The organism is Taurinivorans muris (assembly GCF_025232395.1).
GTDB classification, from domain to species: domain Bacteria; phylum Desulfobacterota; class Desulfovibrionia; order Desulfovibrionales; family Desulfovibrionaceae; genus Taurinivorans; species Taurinivorans muris.
Map to the genome: position 1 here is coordinate 1,200,948 of NZ_CP065938.1, position 17,935 is coordinate 1,218,882.

At 45.5% G+C, this 17,935-nt stretch carries 21 protein-coding genes; 8 read left to right on the top strand and 13 right to left on the bottom strand.

The window, feature by feature from the left end:
- Positions 1–2 precede the first annotated feature (2 nt).
- Together JBF11_RS05715 and JBF11_RS05720 are read right to left on the bottom strand one after the other, a co-directional pair.
- Positions 3–512, bottom strand: coding sequence for a nucleoside deaminase (locus tag JBF11_RS05715; RefSeq protein WP_334314536.1), 510 nt, complete (start codon positions 510–512; stop codon positions 3–5).
- Positions 512–1,174: an LOG family protein gene (locus JBF11_RS05720; RefSeq protein ID WP_334314537.1), complete on the bottom strand. Its 663-nt coding sequence runs from the start codon at positions 1,172–1,174 to the stop codon at positions 512–514. Before JBF11_RS05720 ends, JBF11_RS05715 begins: the two co-directional genes overlap by 1 nt.
- Before the next feature lie 148 nt (positions 1,175–1,322).
- Here JBF11_RS05720 and JBF11_RS05725 point away from each other — a divergent pair, with 148 nt between their 5' ends.
- Genes JBF11_RS05725 through miaA form a run of 4 tightly spaced genes read left to right on the top strand, consistent with a single transcriptional unit; the run spans position 1,323 to position 4,900 of the window.
- On the top strand, positions 1,323–2,939 hold the full coding sequence (locus JBF11_RS05725) for an MBL fold metallo-hydrolase RNA specificity domain-containing protein (protein WP_334314538.1): 1,617 nt from the start codon (positions 1,323–1,325) through the stop codon (positions 2,937–2,939).
- Positions 2,940–2,947: 8 nt separating this feature from the next.
- On the top strand, positions 2,948–3,508 hold the full coding sequence (gene rsmD, locus JBF11_RS05730; protein ID WP_334314539.1) for a 16S rRNA (guanine(966)-N(2))-methyltransferase RsmD: 561 nt from the start codon (positions 2,948–2,950) through the stop codon (positions 3,506–3,508).
- Entirely contained in the window at positions 3,493–3,999 is a 507-nt protein-coding gene (coaD, locus tag JBF11_RS05735; protein WP_334314540.1) for a pantetheine-phosphate adenylyltransferase, read from the top strand. Before rsmD ends, coaD begins: the two co-directional genes overlap by 16 nt.
- Complete coding sequence (gene miaA, locus JBF11_RS05740; RefSeq protein ID WP_334314541.1) at positions 3,992–4,900, top strand: tRNA (adenosine(37)-N6)-dimethylallyltransferase MiaA; 909 nt, start codon at positions 3,992–3,994, stop codon at positions 4,898–4,900. The genes coaD and miaA overlap by 8 nt, the downstream gene beginning before the upstream one ends.
- 48 nt (positions 4,901–4,948) lie before the next feature.
- Here miaA and JBF11_RS05745 read toward each other — a convergent pair whose 3' ends face one another.
- Positions 4,949–5,128 (bottom strand): hypothetical protein, encoded by a 180-nt coding sequence (locus tag JBF11_RS05745; RefSeq protein WP_334314542.1) that lies wholly within the window; start codon positions 5,126–5,128, stop codon positions 4,949–4,951.
- A 72-nt stretch (positions 5,129–5,200) separates the two neighbouring features.
- On the bottom strand, positions 5,201–6,037 hold the full coding sequence (locus JBF11_RS05750) for a TatD family hydrolase (RefSeq protein ID WP_334314543.1): 837 nt from the start codon (positions 6,035–6,037) through the stop codon (positions 5,201–5,203).
- 223 nt (positions 6,038–6,260) lie between these two features.
- On the opposite strand from JBF11_RS05750, the gene trpB reads away from it, so the two are divergent.
- The 4 genes from trpB (at position 6,261) to glmU (ending at position 10,322) form a co-directional block, all read left to right on the top strand.
- Positions 6,261–7,490: a tryptophan synthase subunit beta gene (gene trpB / locus JBF11_RS05755; protein WP_334314544.1), complete on the top strand. Its 1,230-nt coding sequence runs from the start codon at positions 6,261–6,263 to the stop codon at positions 7,488–7,490.
- A gap of 100 nt (positions 7,491–7,590) precedes the next feature.
- On the top strand, positions 7,591–8,691 hold the full coding sequence (locus JBF11_RS05760; RefSeq protein WP_334314545.1) for an iron-containing alcohol dehydrogenase: 1,101 nt from the start codon (positions 7,591–7,593) through the stop codon (positions 8,689–8,691).
- A complete protein-coding gene (locus JBF11_RS05765; RefSeq protein WP_334314546.1) occupies positions 8,691–8,888 on the top strand; it encodes a DUF2065 domain-containing protein in 198 nt (65 codons plus the stop codon). Before JBF11_RS05760 ends, JBF11_RS05765 begins: the two co-directional genes overlap by 1 nt.
- A gap of 9 nt (positions 8,889–8,897) precedes the next feature.
- Complete coding sequence (gene glmU / locus JBF11_RS05770) at positions 8,898–10,322, top strand: bifunctional UDP-N-acetylglucosamine diphosphorylase/glucosamine-1-phosphate N-acetyltransferase GlmU (protein WP_334314547.1); 1,425 nt, start codon at positions 8,898–8,900, stop codon at positions 10,320–10,322.
- Between the two features lie 93 nt (positions 10,323–10,415).
- Here glmU and bamD read toward each other — a convergent pair whose 3' ends face one another.
- From bamD to pgsA, 9 genes are all read right to left on the bottom strand, one after another.
- The gene (gene bamD / locus JBF11_RS05775; protein WP_334314548.1) at positions 10,416–11,141 is read right to left on the bottom strand and encodes an outer membrane protein assembly factor BamD; all 726 of its coding nucleotides are present in this window, start codon (positions 11,139–11,141) and stop codon (positions 10,416–10,418) included.
- On the bottom strand, positions 11,134–12,072 hold the full coding sequence (locus JBF11_RS05780; protein ID WP_334314549.1) for an NAD(P)/FAD-dependent oxidoreductase: 939 nt from the start codon (positions 12,070–12,072) through the stop codon (positions 11,134–11,136). Before JBF11_RS05780 ends, bamD begins: the two co-directional genes overlap by 8 nt.
- Before the next feature lies 1 nt (position 12,073).
- A complete protein-coding gene (trxA, locus tag JBF11_RS05785; protein ID WP_334314550.1) occupies positions 12,074–12,391 on the bottom strand; it encodes a thioredoxin in 318 nt (105 codons plus the stop codon).
- 102 nt (positions 12,392–12,493) lie between these two features.
- Positions 12,494–13,564: a tRNA (adenosine(37)-N6)-threonylcarbamoyltransferase complex transferase subunit TsaD gene (gene tsaD, locus JBF11_RS05790; RefSeq protein WP_334314551.1), complete on the bottom strand. Its 1,071-nt coding sequence runs from the start codon at positions 13,562–13,564 to the stop codon at positions 12,494–12,496.
- A gap of 8 nt (positions 13,565–13,572) precedes the next feature.
- On the bottom strand, positions 13,573–14,547 hold the full coding sequence (gene fbp / locus JBF11_RS05795; protein WP_334314552.1) for a class 1 fructose-bisphosphatase: 975 nt from the start codon (positions 14,545–14,547) through the stop codon (positions 13,573–13,575).
- 45 nt (positions 14,548–14,592) lie between these two features.
- The gene (locus tag JBF11_RS05800) at positions 14,593–15,351 is read right to left on the bottom strand and encodes a hypothetical protein (protein WP_334314553.1); all 759 of its coding nucleotides are present in this window, start codon (positions 15,349–15,351) and stop codon (positions 14,593–14,595) included.
- A 9-nt stretch (positions 15,352–15,360) separates the two neighbouring features.
- Entirely contained in the window at positions 15,361–16,848 is a 1,488-nt protein-coding gene (locus JBF11_RS05805) for a hypothetical protein (protein ID WP_334314554.1), read from the bottom strand.
- Between the two features lie 36 nt (positions 16,849–16,884).
- Entirely contained in the window at positions 16,885–17,241 is a 357-nt protein-coding gene (locus JBF11_RS05810; protein ID WP_334314555.1) for an FtsB family cell division protein, read from the bottom strand.
- Between the two features lie 11 nt (positions 17,242–17,252).
- On the bottom strand, positions 17,253–17,852 hold the full coding sequence (pgsA, locus tag JBF11_RS05815; protein ID WP_334314556.1) for a CDP-diacylglycerol--glycerol-3-phosphate 3-phosphatidyltransferase: 600 nt from the start codon (positions 17,850–17,852) through the stop codon (positions 17,253–17,255).
- Positions 17,853–17,935: the final 83 nt, after the last annotated feature.

Here is a 17,935-nt window from a genome sequence, read left to right on the forward strand (position 1 = left end):
TCTTATCGCTTTTCCTTAAAAAATTTTTGTAAAACCGCTATGGAAGCATCCGCCATAAGCCCGCCGTAATGCCAGGTACCGACACCAAGTTCCGGGCAATTCAATCCCTCATAACAAGAACAAACCGCCCCCGCCCTTTTATCATACGCACCGAAAACAAGCCCTGCAAGGCGCGCCTCGCGGATCGCCCCCATGCACATGAAACAAGGCTCCAAACTCACCACGAGCACACAGTCGGACAAGCGGTAATTGTTCCGCCGCAGTCCTGCCGCACGCAAAGCAAGAATTTCCGCATGCGCCGTGGGGTCGCAATTTTGTATGCTGAGATTATGAGCCTTTGCCAAAATAGTTCCCTGCAGGTCGCAAATCACAGCACCGACGGGAACTTCCCCTTGTTCAGCGCCTTTCCTTGCCATGTCAAGAGCCAATTCCATAAGCCCTTCCCATGAAAAGCCCCTGGGGGCTTCCGGCACGGGACCCCATGGCTTCGCCGCCAAAAAACTTTCCCGCATTATTTTTCTGTGTTGAATTTATCTATGGCGGCGATAACTTCTTCCGGGCTGTCGCAAATGGTGAGCAAATCAATTTCTTCCGCCCGAACATATCCGCGGGAAACCATTTGGTCGCGTATCCAGTCGATCATGCCGGACCAAAACTTGCTGTCATACAAAATAATCGGGAACCGGTTGATTTTATGGGTTTGTACCAAAACAGCCGCTTCAAAAAGTTCGTCAAGCGTTCCGAAACCGCCGGGCATGACCACATACGCAAACGCATATTTCACAAACATAAGCTTACGCAGGAAAAAATATCTGAAATCGCAGCGGGTTGTGATATACGGATTAGGGTCCTGTTCATGGGGCAGTTCAATATGCAGGCCGACAGAAACACCGCCAACGTCTTTGGCGCCTCTGTTTCCGGCTTCCATATATCCCGGACCGCCTCCGGTAATGACGCCGTATCCTTTTTCACAAACAAGCTGTGCGATGCGTTCCGTCGCTTTATATACCGGGTCCGTTTCATTGGCGCGGGCGGAACCGAAAATGGAAACACAAGGAGGAAGTCCTTTCAACGTGTCAAAACCGTCCACCAATTCACCCATAATCCTAAATACCCGCCAGGACTCCATATTGATAACATTGTCGACTTGATATTGGTCGCAATTTCTGAACATAAAAACCTCTCTTTAAACAGTTTTCTCTTAGCATAAAAATAAATCTGAAAAAAATCAACCAAATTTTAATTTCAATAAAACACTTTTCAACCTAAAAAAATTAAGCTATGTTCCTACAATATAATAATCTTTAATAAAGTGAGGATGTATGAAAGTACAATTTTTAGGTGCTGCTCAGACAGTAACCGGTTCCTGCCATGTTATTGAAGCGGCAGGGCACAGATTTGCCGTTGACTGCGGAATGCACCAAGGCAACAACGCGATTGAAGAACGAAACTTTAATTCCGAGCTTTATGAGCCTGACTCTTTAGAATTTATTTTGCTCACGCATGCCCATATTGACCACTCCGGTCTTATTCCCCGCATCGCCGCCCACGGATTCAAAGGAAATGTTTACTGCACAGCCCCGACGCTTGATTTTGTCACCCTCATGCTTGAAGACAGCGCCCATATTCAGGAAATGGAATACAGCTGGCGTGAAAAACAAAGGGACAGAAAAGGGAAAAAAAGAAAAGACGACCTGTTATACAGCGTTGAAGAAGCACGCGAATGCATAAAACAATTCAAACCTGTTGAATTTAATCAGACATTCGAACCCGTACCCAATATTAAAGTCACATATAAATATGCCGCCCATATTTTAGGCGCCGCCTTTATTGTCATTGACATCACCGAAAACGGCGAAACAAAGCGCCTCACCTTTTCCGGCGACCTCGGCAGGCATGAAAACATGCTTTTGTTTGACCCGCAGCCGCTTGAAAAAACAGACTATTTATTCCTCGAATCAACATATGGCAACAGAAACCACAAGGACGACGAAAACAGTCTGGACGAACTTGCCAACGCCATAGAACGGAGTTACAAATTAGGCGGCAAAGTCATTATTCCGACCTTCGCTGTCGAAAGAGCGCAGGAAATCATTTACTCCCTGTATCTGATACACAGACGCGGACAGCTTCCAAAAAATATGCCTATTTATTTGGACAGCCCTCTTGCGATTAAAGCAACGGAAGTTTTTGAACGCTACAAAGACGACCTTGATTTCCATGAAATCAAGAACGACATGCCTTCCATCGCAGATTTCGATTTTAAAGTTAACTATACGTTGGGAACGGAAGAATCCCAAGCGCTTAACGCTATGGAAGGTCCTGCCATCATTCTTTCCGCAAGCGGCATGTGCAACGCCGGCCGTATCAAACACCATTTGAAACACAACATCTGGCGTCCTGAAACATCTATCGTTTTTGTCGGTTTCCAAGCCGTGGGCACCCTCGGACGTAAGATCGTCGAAGGTGCGACAAGCGTCAACCTCATGAACAACGATTTGAACGTATCCGCAAAAATTTATACCATTAACGGTTTTTCAGCCCACGCAGGACAAAACCAGCTTCTTGACTGGGTCAGCACCATTGCGAAATGCAAACCGCACATTATTCTGATACACGGTGAAAAATCCGCCCAGGAGGAACTCGGACGGCTTATCAAGGAAAAATACGCCCTTGATGTCACCATTCCTGCATATCTGGACGAAATCGAGCTTACCGCCAAGGCGAGCGACGACGAACAAGTCGCCCTCAGCCTTGCCAAGCACGCCATACCGAAACTCGATTGGCAATTCGTATTTGACGATTTGGATCTTCGCTTCAAACAGCTGCATAATAAACTCGACCATGTACAGGAACGTTCATGGGAAGACCAAACGGAAATACATGACAAGGTTGCAAAGCTTAACAACGATCTTTATAAGCTTATCGCACAATTATAAGGAATCATATGAAAATCATAGCGGGTGCGCTCAAAGGGCGCACCTTGAAAACGTTGACCGGTCCGGCAGGATACAGACCTGCCATGGGAAAAGTGAGGGAATCTCTGTTTTCCCTTCTTGAAGCCCGCGGAGTCATCTGGGCTGAAAGCGTTGTTTTGGATTTATTCGCAGGCAGCGGCTCACTGGCGTTTGAAGCCGTCAGCCGCGGAGCGAAAAAAGCCTATCTTGTTGAGAAAGACGCCAAAGCTTCCGCCTGCATAGCCGCCAACGCCGCCAATTTGGGAATCAGCGGACAATGCCTTGTCGCCGCGGAAGACGCAATTAAATTTGCAGGAAAAAAACCGACGGAACAGGTTTCCGTTGTTTTTATCGACCCCCCTTATGCAGAAAATCTTTTGCCCCAAACCCTGAAAAATCTTCTACGCCGCGAATGGCTTGAAGACGGGGCTTTCGTTGTGGCGGAAGTTGAAAAACATCTCAGAATAAACACGGAGGGTTTTGAGGGATTGACGTTGGAGCTCGACAGGAATTACGGCTCGACAAGGATAATCATATGGTACAAAGAATAGGAATTTATGCCGGTACGTTCGATCCTATTCACAACGGACACATAAGCATTATCACAAGAAGCCTCCCCCTTTTGGATACGCTGGTCATCGGCGTCGCCGACGATACGGGAAAAAAAACGCTTTTTTCCCTTGAAGAACGCGTTCGGCTCATCCGTGAATATTTTCAGGCGACCCCGCATAAAAATCAAATTATTGTCGAACCTTTTGAAGGATTGTTAGCGGAATTCGCCCAAAAAAAAGGCGCTATCGCCATAGTCCGGGGGCTGAGGGCGATTTCCGATTTCGATTATGAATTTCAAATGGCGCTTATGAACAGAAAATTATCGCCATCCATCCAAACCATTTTTTTAATGGCGGATTTTCATCTTATGTACGTCAGTTCCACCAATTTAAAAACCGTGGCGAGCCTAGGGGGCAATGTTGCGGACCTCACCCCCGCCAATGTTTGGAACGCCCTTTGCCAAAAATATCAGCAAAAAAATTATGAATAAAGTCATCTGTATCATGGGTCCGACGGGGTCGGGAAAAACCGCCCAATCTTTGGCAATGGCTAAAGCCGGTTTGCCCGTTTGCATCATAAATGCGGATTCAAGACAACTCTATAAGGATTTTCCCATAATTTCAGCCCAGCCGGATACGGAAGAAAAAGCCTTATGCCCGCATATGTTATTCGGATATTTGGAAACAAAAGAAGCAAGTTCGGCAGGTGACTGGCTGGAAAAAGCGAAAAACGAAATAGAGCTCGCCCATGCCCGCGGACAAATTCCCGTTTTGGTGGGCGGAACTGGTTTCTATTTTCGGGCTTTATTTGACGGCATTGTTAAAATTCCGGACATTCCGCAGGATATTCATACCCATTTCATTCAGGAAATTCAAAAAAAAGGCAGCAGGGCGCTGTATGCCGAATTGCAAAAAACAGACAGGGAATATGCGGAAAAAATTCATTTCAATGACAAACAGCGCATAGCCCGCGCTTTGGAAGTTTTTGCGGCAACAGGCAAAAAATTCAGCGAATGGCATAAGGAAACCCCGAAAAACACGGAATACGACGTTCTGCGTATCGGTATCGGCTTGCCGCTCAGCGAGCTCAGCCCTTTCTTATATAAGAGGACGGCGCTCATGCTTGAAAACGGCGCAATGGAAGAAGCAAAAACAGCCTTGGAACATTGCCCCGATATTTCCGCTCCCGGCTGGTCCGGCATAGGCTGCATCGAATTGGCGGATTATCTTCTGGGCAAACATAGCTTAGAAGAATGCAAAACGCTTTGGAATAAAAACACGCGTGCCTACGCAAAGCGGCAATGGACTTGGTTCAGGGCGGACCCCCGCATACATTGGTTCAGACCGGAAGAACAAAGCCTGCCCGCCATTTTGGATTTTTTAAATGCATAAAACGCCCGGAAAGGCGTTTTATTTTGTGTGATAATCCAAAAAATAAGCTTATGCGGTGATGTTAAGATTTGTTCCAATCCCTTGACTTGCACGCATATTATCAGCTGCCTGCAATGAATCCTGCATGAGTTTATTGGTCATTTGAGCATCAAAATCAAGACTTTGCTTTTGAATGCCAAGAGACATTTGACCTTGAACAGAACCAAGGCTAGCGGTATCAATTTCCATAAAAGCCTCCTTATTACAATATATTCTTTCTATCGGCTTTTTCAAAAATTTATTTAGCTTTTTTTGGGAAAATCATTCCACGCCAAAAAACCGGCGGGCATTGTTTCCGCATTGCTCCCAAAGTTCCGCTGTGCCGACTTCCAACTCCTTAGCCACGCATTCCGCCGTGAACACGGTGAAAGCAGGTTCATTGGGCTTGCCGCGCCAAGGTTCGGGGCTTAAATAAGGACTGTCCGTTTCCAGCAGCAAACGTTCCCTGTCTATGATTTTCAAAGCCTCGCGCACATGGGCGTTGGCTTTGTATGTCACCGAGCCCGGAACGGATATGTGCCAGCCGTGGGAAAGCACAATTTCCGCACATTCCCTGTCCCTGTCAAAGCAATGCCACAGCAAAGGATAATCATGGAATCCCTGTTCCAGCAAAATGTTCACGGTATCTTCAAAAGCATCCCTGCTGTGAATAACGACAGGCAATGCGCATTGCTTCGCAAGGGCAAGCATTTTAATAAAATATTCCTGCTGCAACGCATGCGGAACTTCTTTCCAATAATAATCAAGCCCTATCTCGCCCACAGCACGGATTTTTCGCTTTTCCTTCTTATCCCGCATGATATCTTCATATATGCGTTCCGTTTCGCCTGCGTCGATTTCCAACAAATCCGTAGGGTGCAAGCCATAAATGAAAAAGACATGCTCCTTGTCATCAAAATAATCCTTATGCTCAATATATTGCTTATGCCCCAAAAGAACTTCCCCAATGGTTCTCACTCCAGCTTCTTTTGCCCGCAAAAGCACTTCATCCCTTTCTTCCCACAAAGGAGGCGTCACGATATGCGCATGGCTGTCGCAGCCGACCAAGGGCAAATTCAATGTTTTCGGGTCAATATACACTTTCTTTTTATGTCCCATTTTTTATCCTCGCTTTTCGCTTGACAAAAGCCCGACTTTTTTTTATACATGTTTTTATGAAAACGCAAAAAATACAACACTCTTACATTTCTTGGTGGTGGCTCGTGAAATAACGGGTCGGATTTTTTGCAGCCAAATTTTAACTAAAAATTACGACCGAACTTTGCTTGGTCGTTTTTTTTTATCCCAGATTAGGCATAGTTCGGAAAAAAAGGAGAAAACCATGTCTACTCAATCCAACAATTCCAACATTCAAAACTCTCAGGAAAATTCACTCGGGTTTTATGGCAGCCACGGGGGGCAATTTGTTCCCGATGAAATGAAAGCGCGTCTTAATGAAGTTGCTGACTGCTTCAATAAATATAAAAACGACAAAAATTTCTTAGCCGAATTGGACGATCTTTACAAGCATTTTTGCGGCCGTCCAACCCCGATTTTTTATTGCGAAAATCTTTCAAAGCAATTAGGCGGTGCGGATATTTACTTAAAACGTGAAGATCTCAACCACTTAGGGGCGCATAAGCTCAATAACGCCTTGGGACAGCTCCTCCTTGCAAAACGCATGGGCAAAACCCGCATCATCGCAGAAACCGGAGCAGGACAGCACGGTGTCGCAACCGCCGCCGTATCCGCCTTATACGGTTTGAAATGCACTATTTACATGGGTGAGGAAGATATTCGCCGCCAAGAGCTCAATGTGCTTAGAATGAGGATGATGGGCGCGGAAGTCATTGCAGCCACGAGCGGACAAAAAACCCTCAAGGAAGCCGTGGACGAAGCGCTTGAAGCCTTTGTGAACGATCCGGAAAGCTTTTATGTTTTAGGTTCTGCTGTCGGTCCTTATCCGTACCCCGAAATAGTTCATCACTTTCAATCCGTCATCAGCTTTGAAGCAAGGGAGCAATTCCAAACCATGACCAATTCCCTTCCCGACATGGTTGTCGCCTGTGTCGGCGGAGGTTCCAACGCCATCGGCATGTTTTCCCACTTCATCAAAGATAAGGACGTCGCCCTCGTGGGTGCGGAACCCGGCGGTATCGGTAATAAAATCGGTGAACATGCGGCAAGCCTCGTACATGGCAAAGAAAGCATTTTGCACGGCTTTAAAAGCTATGTCTGTTTGGACGAAAAAGGCGAAGTCGCCCCTGTCTATTCCATTTCCGCCGGACTTGATTATCCTTCCGTCAGCCCGGAACACGCCCATCTGAAAGACATAGGCCGCGCAAGTTATGTTGCCGTTACGGATGAAGAAGCTATCAAAGCGTTCTTTATCCTTTCAAAATCACAAGGAATCATTCCCGCTTTGGAATCAGCCCACGCTCTTGCCCATGCGATAAAAGTCGCTCCGAATATGAAAGGCAAAAAAATTCTTGTCTGCCTTTCAGGGCGCGGTGACAAGGATGTCGACCAGATATCAGCCATGTTAAAGGAAAATAAAATTCAAATGTCCTGAACATCTTGCGAAATCCACAAAAATTTTTACGGAGAGAAGCTTTGCTTTTCTCCTTTTTTTTAGTATTATCCGGCTATATGCTTCTTCAAGTGAGGTACGTATGATTGGTTGGAATCACTATAATCCCGTTGAAATTCACGCAGGGCTCGACTGCCGTAAAGAAATCGGCTATTTCTTGCCGAATGCCGGAACTGCATTGATTGTCACCACCAAAGGCATTCAGGAAAGAGGACAGCTGGCGGAACTCACCCGGTATTTACCCTTGCCCTATGAAGTTTTTACTGCCGAACCCGAACCGGATTTGGATAAATTGGATACATTCTATCAGCAAAACAAACAAAAAGTCTTCCATATCATCATCGCCCTCGGCGGCGGGTCCGTCATCGACAGCGCAAAAGCCCTGTCCTGCGCTTTCATGCAGACCGAACATGAAAAACCTTTGCATGCCTGGCTCAGGGAAAAGAAGCCTCTGCCCGCTTCCGCCCTGCCCCTTATCGCCATACCGACAACAGCGGGCACCGGTTCCGAAGTTACAAGTTTCGCAACGATTTGGGACAGACAAAACATGAAAAAATGCTCTTTGTCCGCAAGGGCATGTTATCCCAAAGTGGCGCTGCTTGACCCGTATTTTACGAAAACATTGCCTTGGAAACAAACCGTATACAGCGCATTGGATTCTTTTTCCCATGCTCTTGAAAGTTTGTGGAACAAGCATGCGACCCCCATAAGTCTTTTTTATGCCAAACGTTCCCTGCAAATTGTGATGAATTCGCTCCATTATATCGAACACGACCCCTACGACATGAAAAACCGCTATCACCTGCAGGAAGCAGCCATGGCGGCAGGTGTCGCAATCAGCCAAAACCACAGCTCCATTTCCCATTCCATTTCCTATCCGCTGACTCTGCATTACCAAGCGCCCCACGGTTTGGCGTGCTCCGCCTTTTTATTGCCTATTTTGGAACTTGTCATAAAAAATAACGCCTTTGTCCTTCCGTTGGGAGAAGATTTCATCAACGGCATGCATGAGTTCTTAACCCGATACAAACCCTATATCCTCATCCGCAAACATTGCAGTTTGGAAGAAGCGCAAAGCAAAATCGACGAGATGTTCACCCCTGAACGGGCGGGAACCTTTGTTTTGAATTTATCAAAAGAAGATGTGCTTGCAATTCTTAAACGGGGTTATGAATTACAATAATGAATGAGTTTTTTGCCTATATTGTCACCGGACTTGGCTTCGCCTGTATTTTCGAGGCGCTGCCATGGCTTATCAGCCCGGAAAAAATGCGGGATTTTTTATTGCAATTATCAGCCGTCAATGCCGACCAATTAAGATATTACGGCTATTTTTTGCTCGTCCTCGGAATTTTCTTTGTCTGGTCAGCACGTCCATAAGGAGAACCTATGCAAATCTGCACCCTTATTTTAGCAGCAGGAAAAGGAACAAGAATGCCTTCCGCCAAGCCTAAAGCCTTGCAAACCGTTTTAGGCGAAGCCATGCTTTCCCATGTTTACCAAGCCGCATCACAAATAAGCACTGCTCTTTGGACCGTGATCGGACATAAAGCCGAACTTGTGGAAAAGCACCTGTCGGAAGAGTTCGGCGAAACAGCAAGCCAGCATTGCATTTTGCAAACGGAACAGTTAGGCACGGGACACGCGGTTCTTTGCGCAATGGAAAAAATTAAAAACACCATTGACTTGGACCATACGAAAATTCTTATTTTAAATGCCGATGTTCCTCTTATAAAGAAAGAACTGCTTTCCGATTTCATACAAAAAGCAAAGGACTACCCTCTCGCTTTTATCAGCATATTGCTTGATGACGCTCAAAGCTACGGACGTGTCGTGCGTGAAGGTTTTTTGGAAAAAGCCCGAAAAAACTCCATAAAGGACCATGCAGGCAACACCGGGAACGTCACAAAAATTATCGAGGCGAAAGATTTTAAACTCGCCTATCCGGAAAGCGAAATTTTTGAAGTCAATTCCGGAATTTACCTTGTCAATGCAAGATTGCTGCTTGATTTTCTGCCTAAGCTCACAAGCGCGAATGCGAGCAGGGAATATTACCTTACCGATATTGTCAGCCTTGCGAAAGAAAACGATGTTCCTATCGAAGCTTTTTGCTATGAGAACGCTTCCGCCCTGCTCGGAGTCAATACCCCTTTGGAACTCAGTCAAGCGGAAACGATTTTACAAAAAGAAATCAATACGTCCCTTATGCAAAACGGCGTTGTTTTGCATAATCCCGACACTGTCCGTATCAGTCCTTTTGCAGCCATTTCACGAGGCGTGGAAATTTTCGGACCTTGTGAAATTTACGGAAAAAGCGTGATTGGAGATTACAGCACCATTCAGTCCCATTGCGTCATAAAAAATACTTCCATCGGTGAAAATTGCACAGTCCGAAACTTCTGTCATTTTGAAAACGCCGGCGTCGGCAATAATGCAAAGCTCGGACCTTACGCCCGCCTGCGTCCGCTAGCGCAGCTTTGTGACGATGTGCATTTGGGCAATTTTGTTGAAATCAAAAAAAGCACTATCGGCAACGGTTCAAAAGTCAATCATCTATCCTATATCGGCGACAGCCTCGTGGGAAGCGGGGTCAACGTGGGAGCAGGCTGTATCACCTGCAATTACGACGGAAAAAACAAGCACCAAACCATTATTGAAGACAACGCCTTTTTAGGCTCAAACTGCGCTTTTGTCGCACCCGTGACCATTGCGAAAAATACCCTTGTGGGAGCTGGTTCCGTTATCACCAAAAACACGGAAGAAAACGGCCTCGCCATTGCAAGAGCGAAACAAACCAATATAAAACGGAAATAAAAAACACCCTTGCCCGGCTTTTATATTCGGAACGCAAGGGAGTTTTCAGTTTATTTTTTATTTATGCCGCAACAAGAAAAATTTCCGTATGTTTTATAACCAGCTTTTCAGCCAGTTTTTCCATGAACCTTCTTTCTGCTCCCTTATTTCCTCCGCACTTTCCTTTCTGAAGAGGATATAAGAAGCTTCAGCCTGTTTTTTGGAATATTCATATACCTGCTCGACATCGGGAAATTGCTCCATGATACGGGTATATCTGTTATAGGCAGCCTCGTAGTTGCCCATATTCCAATATACATTGCTGATAAAAACCTCACGTTCCGCCAAAAGCCTGCGGCATGTTTTCAGTTCTTCCTGCGCAAGCGCCGCATATTCCGTATCAGGATATTCATTGACAACACGGCTTGCATATTCTTCCGCCATTTGAACGTTTGAAGAAGCCCTGTCGATGGAACGGTAACTCAAACGCAAGGACCGCGCCGCCTGCAGCAAAACATACGGAATGGCTTCATGCCTTGGGTGCAAACTTTCAAAATCACGGTACGCATCCGCGGCATTGAGATAATCCTCATTCAAATACAGAGCATCCGCAAGTCCCAGTTCCGCTTCAATAACATAAGGACTGAAAGGGTAATTGTCTTTAATATCCGTAAACAGAAGCACCGCCTTTCCATACTCTTTCATCTGCATGGACTCAACGGCGACTTCAAATTTTTCCTGCACGGTATCGGTCGGAGTTTCGACAAAATAACTGTCGATAAGCCCGCCGCAGCCCGTTAAAGAAAAGCAGAACATCAAGGCAAGAACAAAATTACGCATTTAACTGCTCCAAATACCGAATGGCGGAATTTGCCGCAGTCGCGCCGTCACCAACAGCTGTGCAAACCTGGCTGCATAATTTCGCCCTGGTATCCCCGGCTGCAAAAATTCCGGGAATATTCGTCTGCATTTCCTGATCCGTGAGAATGAAGCCCTGTTCATTCCTTTCAAGATTTTCAGGCACAAAACGCGCATTGGAAACATGCCCGATGTACACAAAAATACCTTCCACCGGAAGTTCGCGTTTTTCATTGGTTTCAACATGCCGGACAATGACTTTTTTCAAAGTGGGCTCACCGGCGAGGCTATCCACGACGCAGCTTGTCACAAGTTCGATTTTTTCCGGAACGGCACGTATTTTATCAAGATAAATTTGCGCGCCTCTGAACCCTTCGCGGCGGTGAATGATATATATTTTATTCACAATACGGGAAAGATACAGCGCTTCTTCGAGGGCGGAATTGCCCCCACCCACAATTGCGACATCCAATCCGCGGTAAAAGTTGCCATCGCATAAGGCGCAGTAAGACACGCCCTTTCCTTTATACGTTTCTTCTTCGGGCACGCCGAGGGGACGGCTGCTCGCACCTGTTGCGATGATGACTGCGCGGGTTTTTACCTGATCTCCGTTTTGCATGTGCAAAACATGCATCGCCCCGTTTTCTTCAATCGTTTCAATTTTCAACACTTCGCCGCGAATGTGCTCGACATCGTACTCATTGACATGAGCGGTGAAAAGGTCAGCCAATTCCCAGCCCTTCACGCCTTTGGGAAAACCCAGATAATTCTCAATTTCCGATGTGCTGAGAACTTGTCCGCCCGAACTGTTTTTTTCAATAAGGGCGGTTCGCAATCCTGCACGGACCAAGTAAAGGCTGGCATTCAAACCGGCCGGACCTGAACCGATAACAACAGCATCAAATGTTAACATATCACAATGCCTTATTAATCAATTCAACGATATTGTCTTTTGCGACGGCACCGGTCACCTGATCAACAACTTCACCGTCTTTGAACATGATTAAGGTCGGAATAGCGCGAATGCCAAAACGGCTCGGTGCGGATTGATTTTCATCAACATTGACTTTGCAGACAAGAACTTTGCCGTCAAATTCTTTGGAAATTTCTTCAACAATAGGGCTAACAGCACGACATGGACCGCACCAAGGCGCCCAAAAATCCACTAAAACAGGAAGTTCGTTTTTCAAAACAGTTGCATCAAAATTTGCATCGCTTACTTCAATAGCCATATTTTTCTCCTTTCATGCTCTTAAGCTTAAATTTTAACTGTATAATCTTTTATTTAAGATTAAAATGCCATTCTGTCAACGTTATAATTAATTCCAAACCCGTCAGCATTTCTTGTAATCACAAGGAATAATTCTCCCTCTCGGTACGGCGGTCAGCGTATCGTCATGGCATAAACCCGATTTTGCGAGCAATAACCCGGTGTATGCGACCATTATTCCGTTATCGGAACAAAATTTATTTTGAGGGATGTATAAAGGCAAACGCATTTCACGGGCAAATTCCGCAAACCTCCTGCGGACAAAACTGTTTGCGGCAACTCCGCCTGCAACGATAATACAGGCTGCCGGAAATTCTTTAATAGCCCGTCTCGCTTTTATGACAAGCGTATCGGCTACCGCATACAAATAGGAAGCAGCCCCGTTTTTGGTTTCCGAAGGGGCATTTTCAAAAAATTCTTCCGCATATTCTTTCCCTAAAGGCGGAAGATGCAATCCGGCGTTTTTATGCTGTTCAAGCCATAAGGCGGCAGCGGTTTTCATGCCGCTGAAGCTGAAATCATAGGTTTCATTTTTAATATAAGGACGCGGAAAAAGATGTTTATCAACGTCGCCAAGCTGTCCCAATTTATCAAGATACATGCCGCCGGGATACGGCAAACCAAGCATTTTCCCGAACTTGTCGCACGCTTCCCCTGCCGCGTCATCAAGGGTTTTTCCAAGCACATGCATGTCAACCGGGCTGTCCATCCGTATCAAGTGCGTATGCCCCCCGGATACGAGAACACCGAGAGCGGGGAATGGTATTTCGTTCTCCAACCCTGCCGCCAATAAATGGGCATGCAGATGATTGATGCCGATAAGAGGAATGTCAGCCGCCAAAGAAAGGGTTTTAGCAAAAGAAACCCCGACAAGCAGACTGCCCAAAAGCCCGGGACCGCGCGTCACGGCAATCCTGTCGATATGCTGCAGGCTTTTTCCACTTTCCTGCAAAAGTCTGTCAAAAAGCGGACCGATAAGCCGCGCATGTTCTCTTGAAGCAAGTTCAGGAACAACACCGCCAAAAAGCGCATGAATGGGAACCTGCGACGCCATAACGGAAGCCACAAGTCCGTTTTCGTCAACCAGTGCCAACCCCGTATCGTCACAGGAAGTTTCTATTCCCAAAACAAGCATAAGTCCCTCTAGCCAAAAGCGCTTCTGTACTTCTCGACTTCCCTGACGGAACCGAAAATAAACGGTGTCCGCATATGCACGTGTTCAGGCATGGTTTCAAGAATGCGGTTTCCTTGCCCGTTTACGGCAAGTCCGCCTGCCTGCTCCATTAAAAAAGAAAGAGGGTTTGCTTCGTAAAGCAAACGAAGTTTTCCGTTTTTATTTTTCATGTCAGCAGGGTAACTGTAAATTCCGCCGTACAGCAGCGTTCTGTGAAAATCCGCGACCAATGAACCGACATAACGCAGGGAATACCCGCCATGCGTGAACATATCCACCGCCCTTTGGTCCTCTTTCGCCCATTTGTCATAATTGGCGGCATTGACAGAATAGTATTTGCCCGTTTCGGGAATTTTAATATTTTCATGGGAAAGTAAAAATTCCCCGACACTGGGGTCAAGCGTAAAGCCATAAACCCCATGCCCTGTGGAATAAACAAGCATGGTTGAAGGTCCGTACAGAAAATACCCTGCCGCAACCTGTTCGCTGCCTTTCCGTAAAATGTTTTCTTTTGTCAAGGCTGTGTTATCATCGACACGGTAAATGGAAAAGATAGTGCCGATGCTCACATTCGCTTCAATATTGGAAGAACCGTCGAGCGGGTCGAAAAAAATCACATAATTTCCGCGCTCTCCCGCATTGTCAATGATGACAAGTTCCTCCTCTTCCTCCGAACCCAAAGCGCAAACCACTCCGCAGTTTTTCATGCGGTAAATCATCACGCTGTTTGCAAAATCATCAAGCTTTTGCACCTGTTCGCCTTGGATATTGATATTTCCCGTTCCGCCCAAAATATCCACAAGTCCCGCTTTTGTGACGCTTCTGGAAATGATTTTGGCGGATAAGATCAAATCATGCAAAAGGGAAGTGAATTGTCCGGTAGCGGTGGGCGACCACTTCAATTGCATGGAATGGATATGCTCGATAACACTGATTTCTGCCATGTCAAACCTCAATAAAAAAGTCCGATTCCGGACTTTTTCCATATGTTATTCTTGTCCTTTTTCTTCTATGATACCGTAAATAAGTCTTAATCCGCCATAATACCGTACTATCCACGCCCCTTCATACCTGTCGTTGCTGACAATGTCATAAGACCTGCTTTTCAGCTCTTTTTCCCATTCCAAGGCGAAAGGAGTATCCTCATAGGTATGGTTCCCCACCCAAAAAACGGTGTTTTCCGCTAAAAATACGACATTTGACGGATCACCGACATAAGGAAGCAATGATTTAGGGTCGAACGATACGGCTAAAAATGCTTGAATTTCCCCGCTCATCAGATAAGGGCGAAGCAAAACGATTTCATTGCCCACGGCATTTTCCCTGATGTCCGCGTAAATTTCACGGGATTTCACTTCTTTTTCCGCAATATAATCGAATTGGGCGTAATCCGGAACATAGGAAGGAATAGCGCCTAAAACCTCTCCATAGGGGCTTAATGCATAAATGTGGGAAATCCATGGGAATTTAGAAAACAAACCGGTAATCGCCTGCGCATTGCCAATATCCAAAATGCTGTCAAGTTCGCGTTCTAATTTTGTCAATTCCTTATCAAGACCCGCAAAGGTTTGCGTCAGTCGGCTGTCTATGGGTGAAATCTCCGCAACGGTATAATCGACGACAGCGGGTTTGTTTATATGGGTATAATAAAATCTTCTCGTATCTTTAAAAGTTCTGGAATCCGTTAAAGAAGAACAAGCTGAACATGCCAAAAGAACACACAGACAAATAATTATATTTTTTTTCAAAATCTTCTCCTACTTTGCGCGGATTTCCAAGCGTTCAGCAAGTTTTGTCAATAAATCGGCAACATCGGACCGGGACTTCGGATTTTCTTCGCTTTGCGCTGTCTGCTGAAAATGCGCCTGCTCTGTTTCGTCAATATCATGAGGCATGCTTTCTTGGACGGCGTTTTCTATTTCTGCAAATTCCGGCATGTCATCGCCTTCACTGTCCGCAGGCATATCGAAAGAAAGCATTTCATCCAAACCGTTTTCCGCCACCGGAGCTGTTTCTTCAGTCAAAAGATTTTCCGCCGTTTCGGCAGCTTCCGTGTCTTCCGCCGTATTTTCCGCAAAATCCGCAGCATTTGCTTCCAGTTCCGCAGTATCGGCTTCAAAACCGCCCATATCGGCATTTGCCGCTTCCAGTGTTGACAAATTTTTCGCCATAGTTCCGAAAGAAGTATCCACTAAATCGTCAATGGCGAGCAATTTTGACTTATCTATTTCAATATTGAGTTCGGGAGCGAGCATTTTCACATCGGCAATGCGTTCTTCCAGTTCATCTTTATTGCCGTAGCCTCTTGCCAAGAGTTCCTGGTATATTTCCAATGCGCCCTTGTAATCACCTTGTTCCGCAAGCAAATCCGCCATGCTTTTCGTTCTGAAAGGGGAATTTTCAAGAGGTTCCACCGTAATATTCGCATCTTTGATGAGTTCCGCCAGCGTTTCCTTGGTACTCTTCGTTTTTTCCTGCAAAACTTCTTGCTGTTCCGCAAAATTCACATAATTGTCAACATGTGATTTCGGCAGGACAACCGACAAATCATCTTCTTCGCCGTTTCCGAATGCGGTATCATCTTCCTCATTGCCGGAAAATTTTTCCAAATCCGCAGGATCTTCCGCATGTTCCTGATTTTCAAAAACAGCATCTTGCCGTGCGGTTTGCTGCGCCTCGTTTTGCGGCATGCAGGGTTCAACGCCGGAAACACCGGGGGTTTTCGCAAAAACGTTTTTTCCGATATTTTTCGCAGCATTTACCGTTTCAGCGGAAAAAACAGGGCTTGCGCTTGTTTTTATCGAATTAAGCCCCGCTTCCAAAACCTGCACGATACTCAAGGATTTATTCCGCATAATCGCACTCATGAAACCAAGGGCGACAGTAAAATCGGAGCTTTCATTTTCCGTTATCGCATATTCGCGCCATGCGTCCCAAAAATCCGGATAACTCAAAAACAAGGAAGCCAAACGGGCGACTTCCGCCCCGCATTGGGCTTTACAGCCGCAAATATTCAGCAATTCGATAAGAAAAAGGCGGGCTTCCATAAAATCAGGCTGAATATCAAGACCGCGGCGCAAAACCTCAAACGCCTCATTCATCAAATCCGCATTGTTATCTTCAGTCCCGAGCTCCGCCAAAAGCCGTGCAAGTGGTAAAAACAGCTTTGAATTCGGTTCTAAAGAAACAACTTCTTTATACCATTCCAGTTTCGCATATTTCACTGTTTTATCATCTGCGGACATATTCATACCTTTCATCGAGTTCTTTATAGCACAAACTTATTCACTTAGCAAATCATCTTCCGTTTCGGTCCAAATGGAATGAACAGATTGTTTTTTTTCAAAAACATATAAAATTTCATTTTCACGCACAAAATTCAAACGTTCCCGGACCGCACGCTCGATATAGCCGCTGTCGCTTTGCAAAAGCCTGATTTCTTCGCTCAAAAAGGCGAGTTTCTGCTGAATGGCTTTCAATTCCTGCTGCATACCGGCATAATGTTCCTGCACGCCTTGCCATGAAAAAATGCTCTGTTCGCTGAAAAGCAAACGATAGCCGAGCGTCACGTTCAAAAGCAAAGCGAAACTCAAAAACAATGTTTTCCAAAAAAAAGATAAAGAAACCGTTTTTTTCATAAAATACGCTCTCACACTTCCTTATCATGCATATCGACACAAAACTGATAAAAATAATTATATCCGGAAAGCACGGTAAAAAAGACCGCCGCATACAACAAGACCATGCCTATCAAATGCAAATCCATTCCGAAATAGGGATAATGCAGCATAAGGGGAATAACAGCCAAAATCTGAAATGTCGTTTTCCATTTTCCATACGTGTCGGCAGCCAAAACTATGCCGTAATCCGCGGCGACCGCCCGAAGCCCCGTAACGGCAAGTTCGCGGATGACAATGATATGCACAGTCCAGGAGGGAATCCAATTAAGGGAAGCCAGTTCAATAAGCGTAGTGCAAATAAGGAATTTATCAGCCAGCGGGTCCAAAAATTTGCCGAGGCTCGTCACCTGCCCGTAGCGTCTTGCGATATAACCGTCAATGAAATCGCTTAGCGCCGCAACGACAAAGAGCGCACACGCAATAAAACACGTAAGTTTTGTGGCAAAAGAAAGAAGCATTAAAACAGGGATAATGATAATAATACGAAGAATCGTTATCTTTGTGGCAAGATTAAGATTTTTCATAGAACGCAAAACAAGATAAAAAAGTTCTTTTTTTTGTTTAAGCATAGGAAAACCCACTATCAACCCTAATTAATTTTATTTTTTTTAACATATATTAAAAACTATGGCAAGAATAAAAACAGCACTAT

Bases quoted from the DNA above. Each gene is read 5' to 3' on its own strand.
- JBF11_RS05750 (WP_334314543.1), bottom strand. From the start codon at position 6,037: ATGGGACATAAAAAGAAAGTGTATATTGACCCGAAAACATTGAATTTG.
- JBF11_RS05805 (WP_334314554.1), bottom strand. From the start codon at position 16,848: ATGTCCGCAGATGATAAAACAGTGAAATATGCGAAACTGGAATGGTAT.
- rsmD (WP_334314539.1), top strand. From the start codon at position 2,948: ATGAAAATCATAGCGGGTGCGCTCAAAGGGCGCACCTTGAAAACGTTG.
- tsaD (WP_334314551.1), bottom strand. From the start codon at position 13,564: ATGCTTGTTTTGGGAATAGAAACTTCCTGTGACGATACGGGGTTGGCA.
- pgsA (WP_334314556.1), bottom strand. From the start codon at position 17,852: ATGCTTAAACAAAAAAAAGAACTTTTTTATCTTGTTTTGCGTTCTATG.
- JBF11_RS05810 (WP_334314555.1), bottom strand. From the start codon at position 17,241: ATGAAAAAAACGGTTTCTTTATCTTTTTTTTGGAAAACATTGTTTTTG.
- JBF11_RS05765 (WP_334314546.1), top strand. From the start codon at position 8,691: ATGAATGAGTTTTTTGCCTATATTGTCACCGGACTTGGCTTCGCCTGT.
- fbp (WP_334314552.1), bottom strand. From the start codon at position 14,547: ATGGCAGAAATCAGTGTTATCGAGCATATCCATTCCATGCAATTGAAG.
- trxA (WP_334314550.1), bottom strand. From the start codon at position 12,391: ATGGCTATTGAAGTAAGCGATGCAAATTTTGATGCAACTGTTTTGAAA.
- trpB (WP_334314544.1), top strand. From the start codon at position 6,261: ATGTCTACTCAATCCAACAATTCCAACATTCAAAACTCTCAGGAAAAT.
- miaA (WP_334314541.1), top strand. From the start codon at position 3,992: ATGAATAAAGTCATCTGTATCATGGGTCCGACGGGGTCGGGAAAAACC.
- JBF11_RS05720 (WP_334314537.1), bottom strand. From the start codon at position 1,174: ATGTTCAGAAATTGCGACCAATATCAAGTCGACAATGTTATCAATATG.
- JBF11_RS05725 (WP_334314538.1), top strand. From the start codon at position 1,323: ATGAAAGTACAATTTTTAGGTGCTGCTCAGACAGTAACCGGTTCCTGC.
- JBF11_RS05745 (WP_334314542.1), bottom strand. From the start codon at position 5,128: ATGGAAATTGATACCGCTAGCCTTGGTTCTGTTCAAGGTCAAATGTCT.
- JBF11_RS05760 (WP_334314545.1), top strand. From the start codon at position 7,591: ATGATTGGTTGGAATCACTATAATCCCGTTGAAATTCACGCAGGGCTC.
- glmU (WP_334314547.1), top strand. From the start codon at position 8,898: ATGCAAATCTGCACCCTTATTTTAGCAGCAGGAAAAGGAACAAGAATG.
- JBF11_RS05780 (WP_334314549.1), bottom strand. From the start codon at position 12,072: ATGTTAACATTTGATGCTGTTGTTATCGGTTCAGGTCCGGCCGGTTTG.
- coaD (WP_334314540.1), top strand. From the start codon at position 3,493: ATGGTACAAAGAATAGGAATTTATGCCGGTACGTTCGATCCTATTCAC.
- JBF11_RS05715 (WP_334314536.1), bottom strand. From the start codon at position 512: ATGCGGGAAAGTTTTTTGGCGGCGAAGCCATGGGGTCCCGTGCCGGAA.
- bamD (WP_334314548.1), bottom strand. From the start codon at position 11,141: ATGCGTAATTTTGTTCTTGCCTTGATGTTCTGCTTTTCTTTAACGGGC.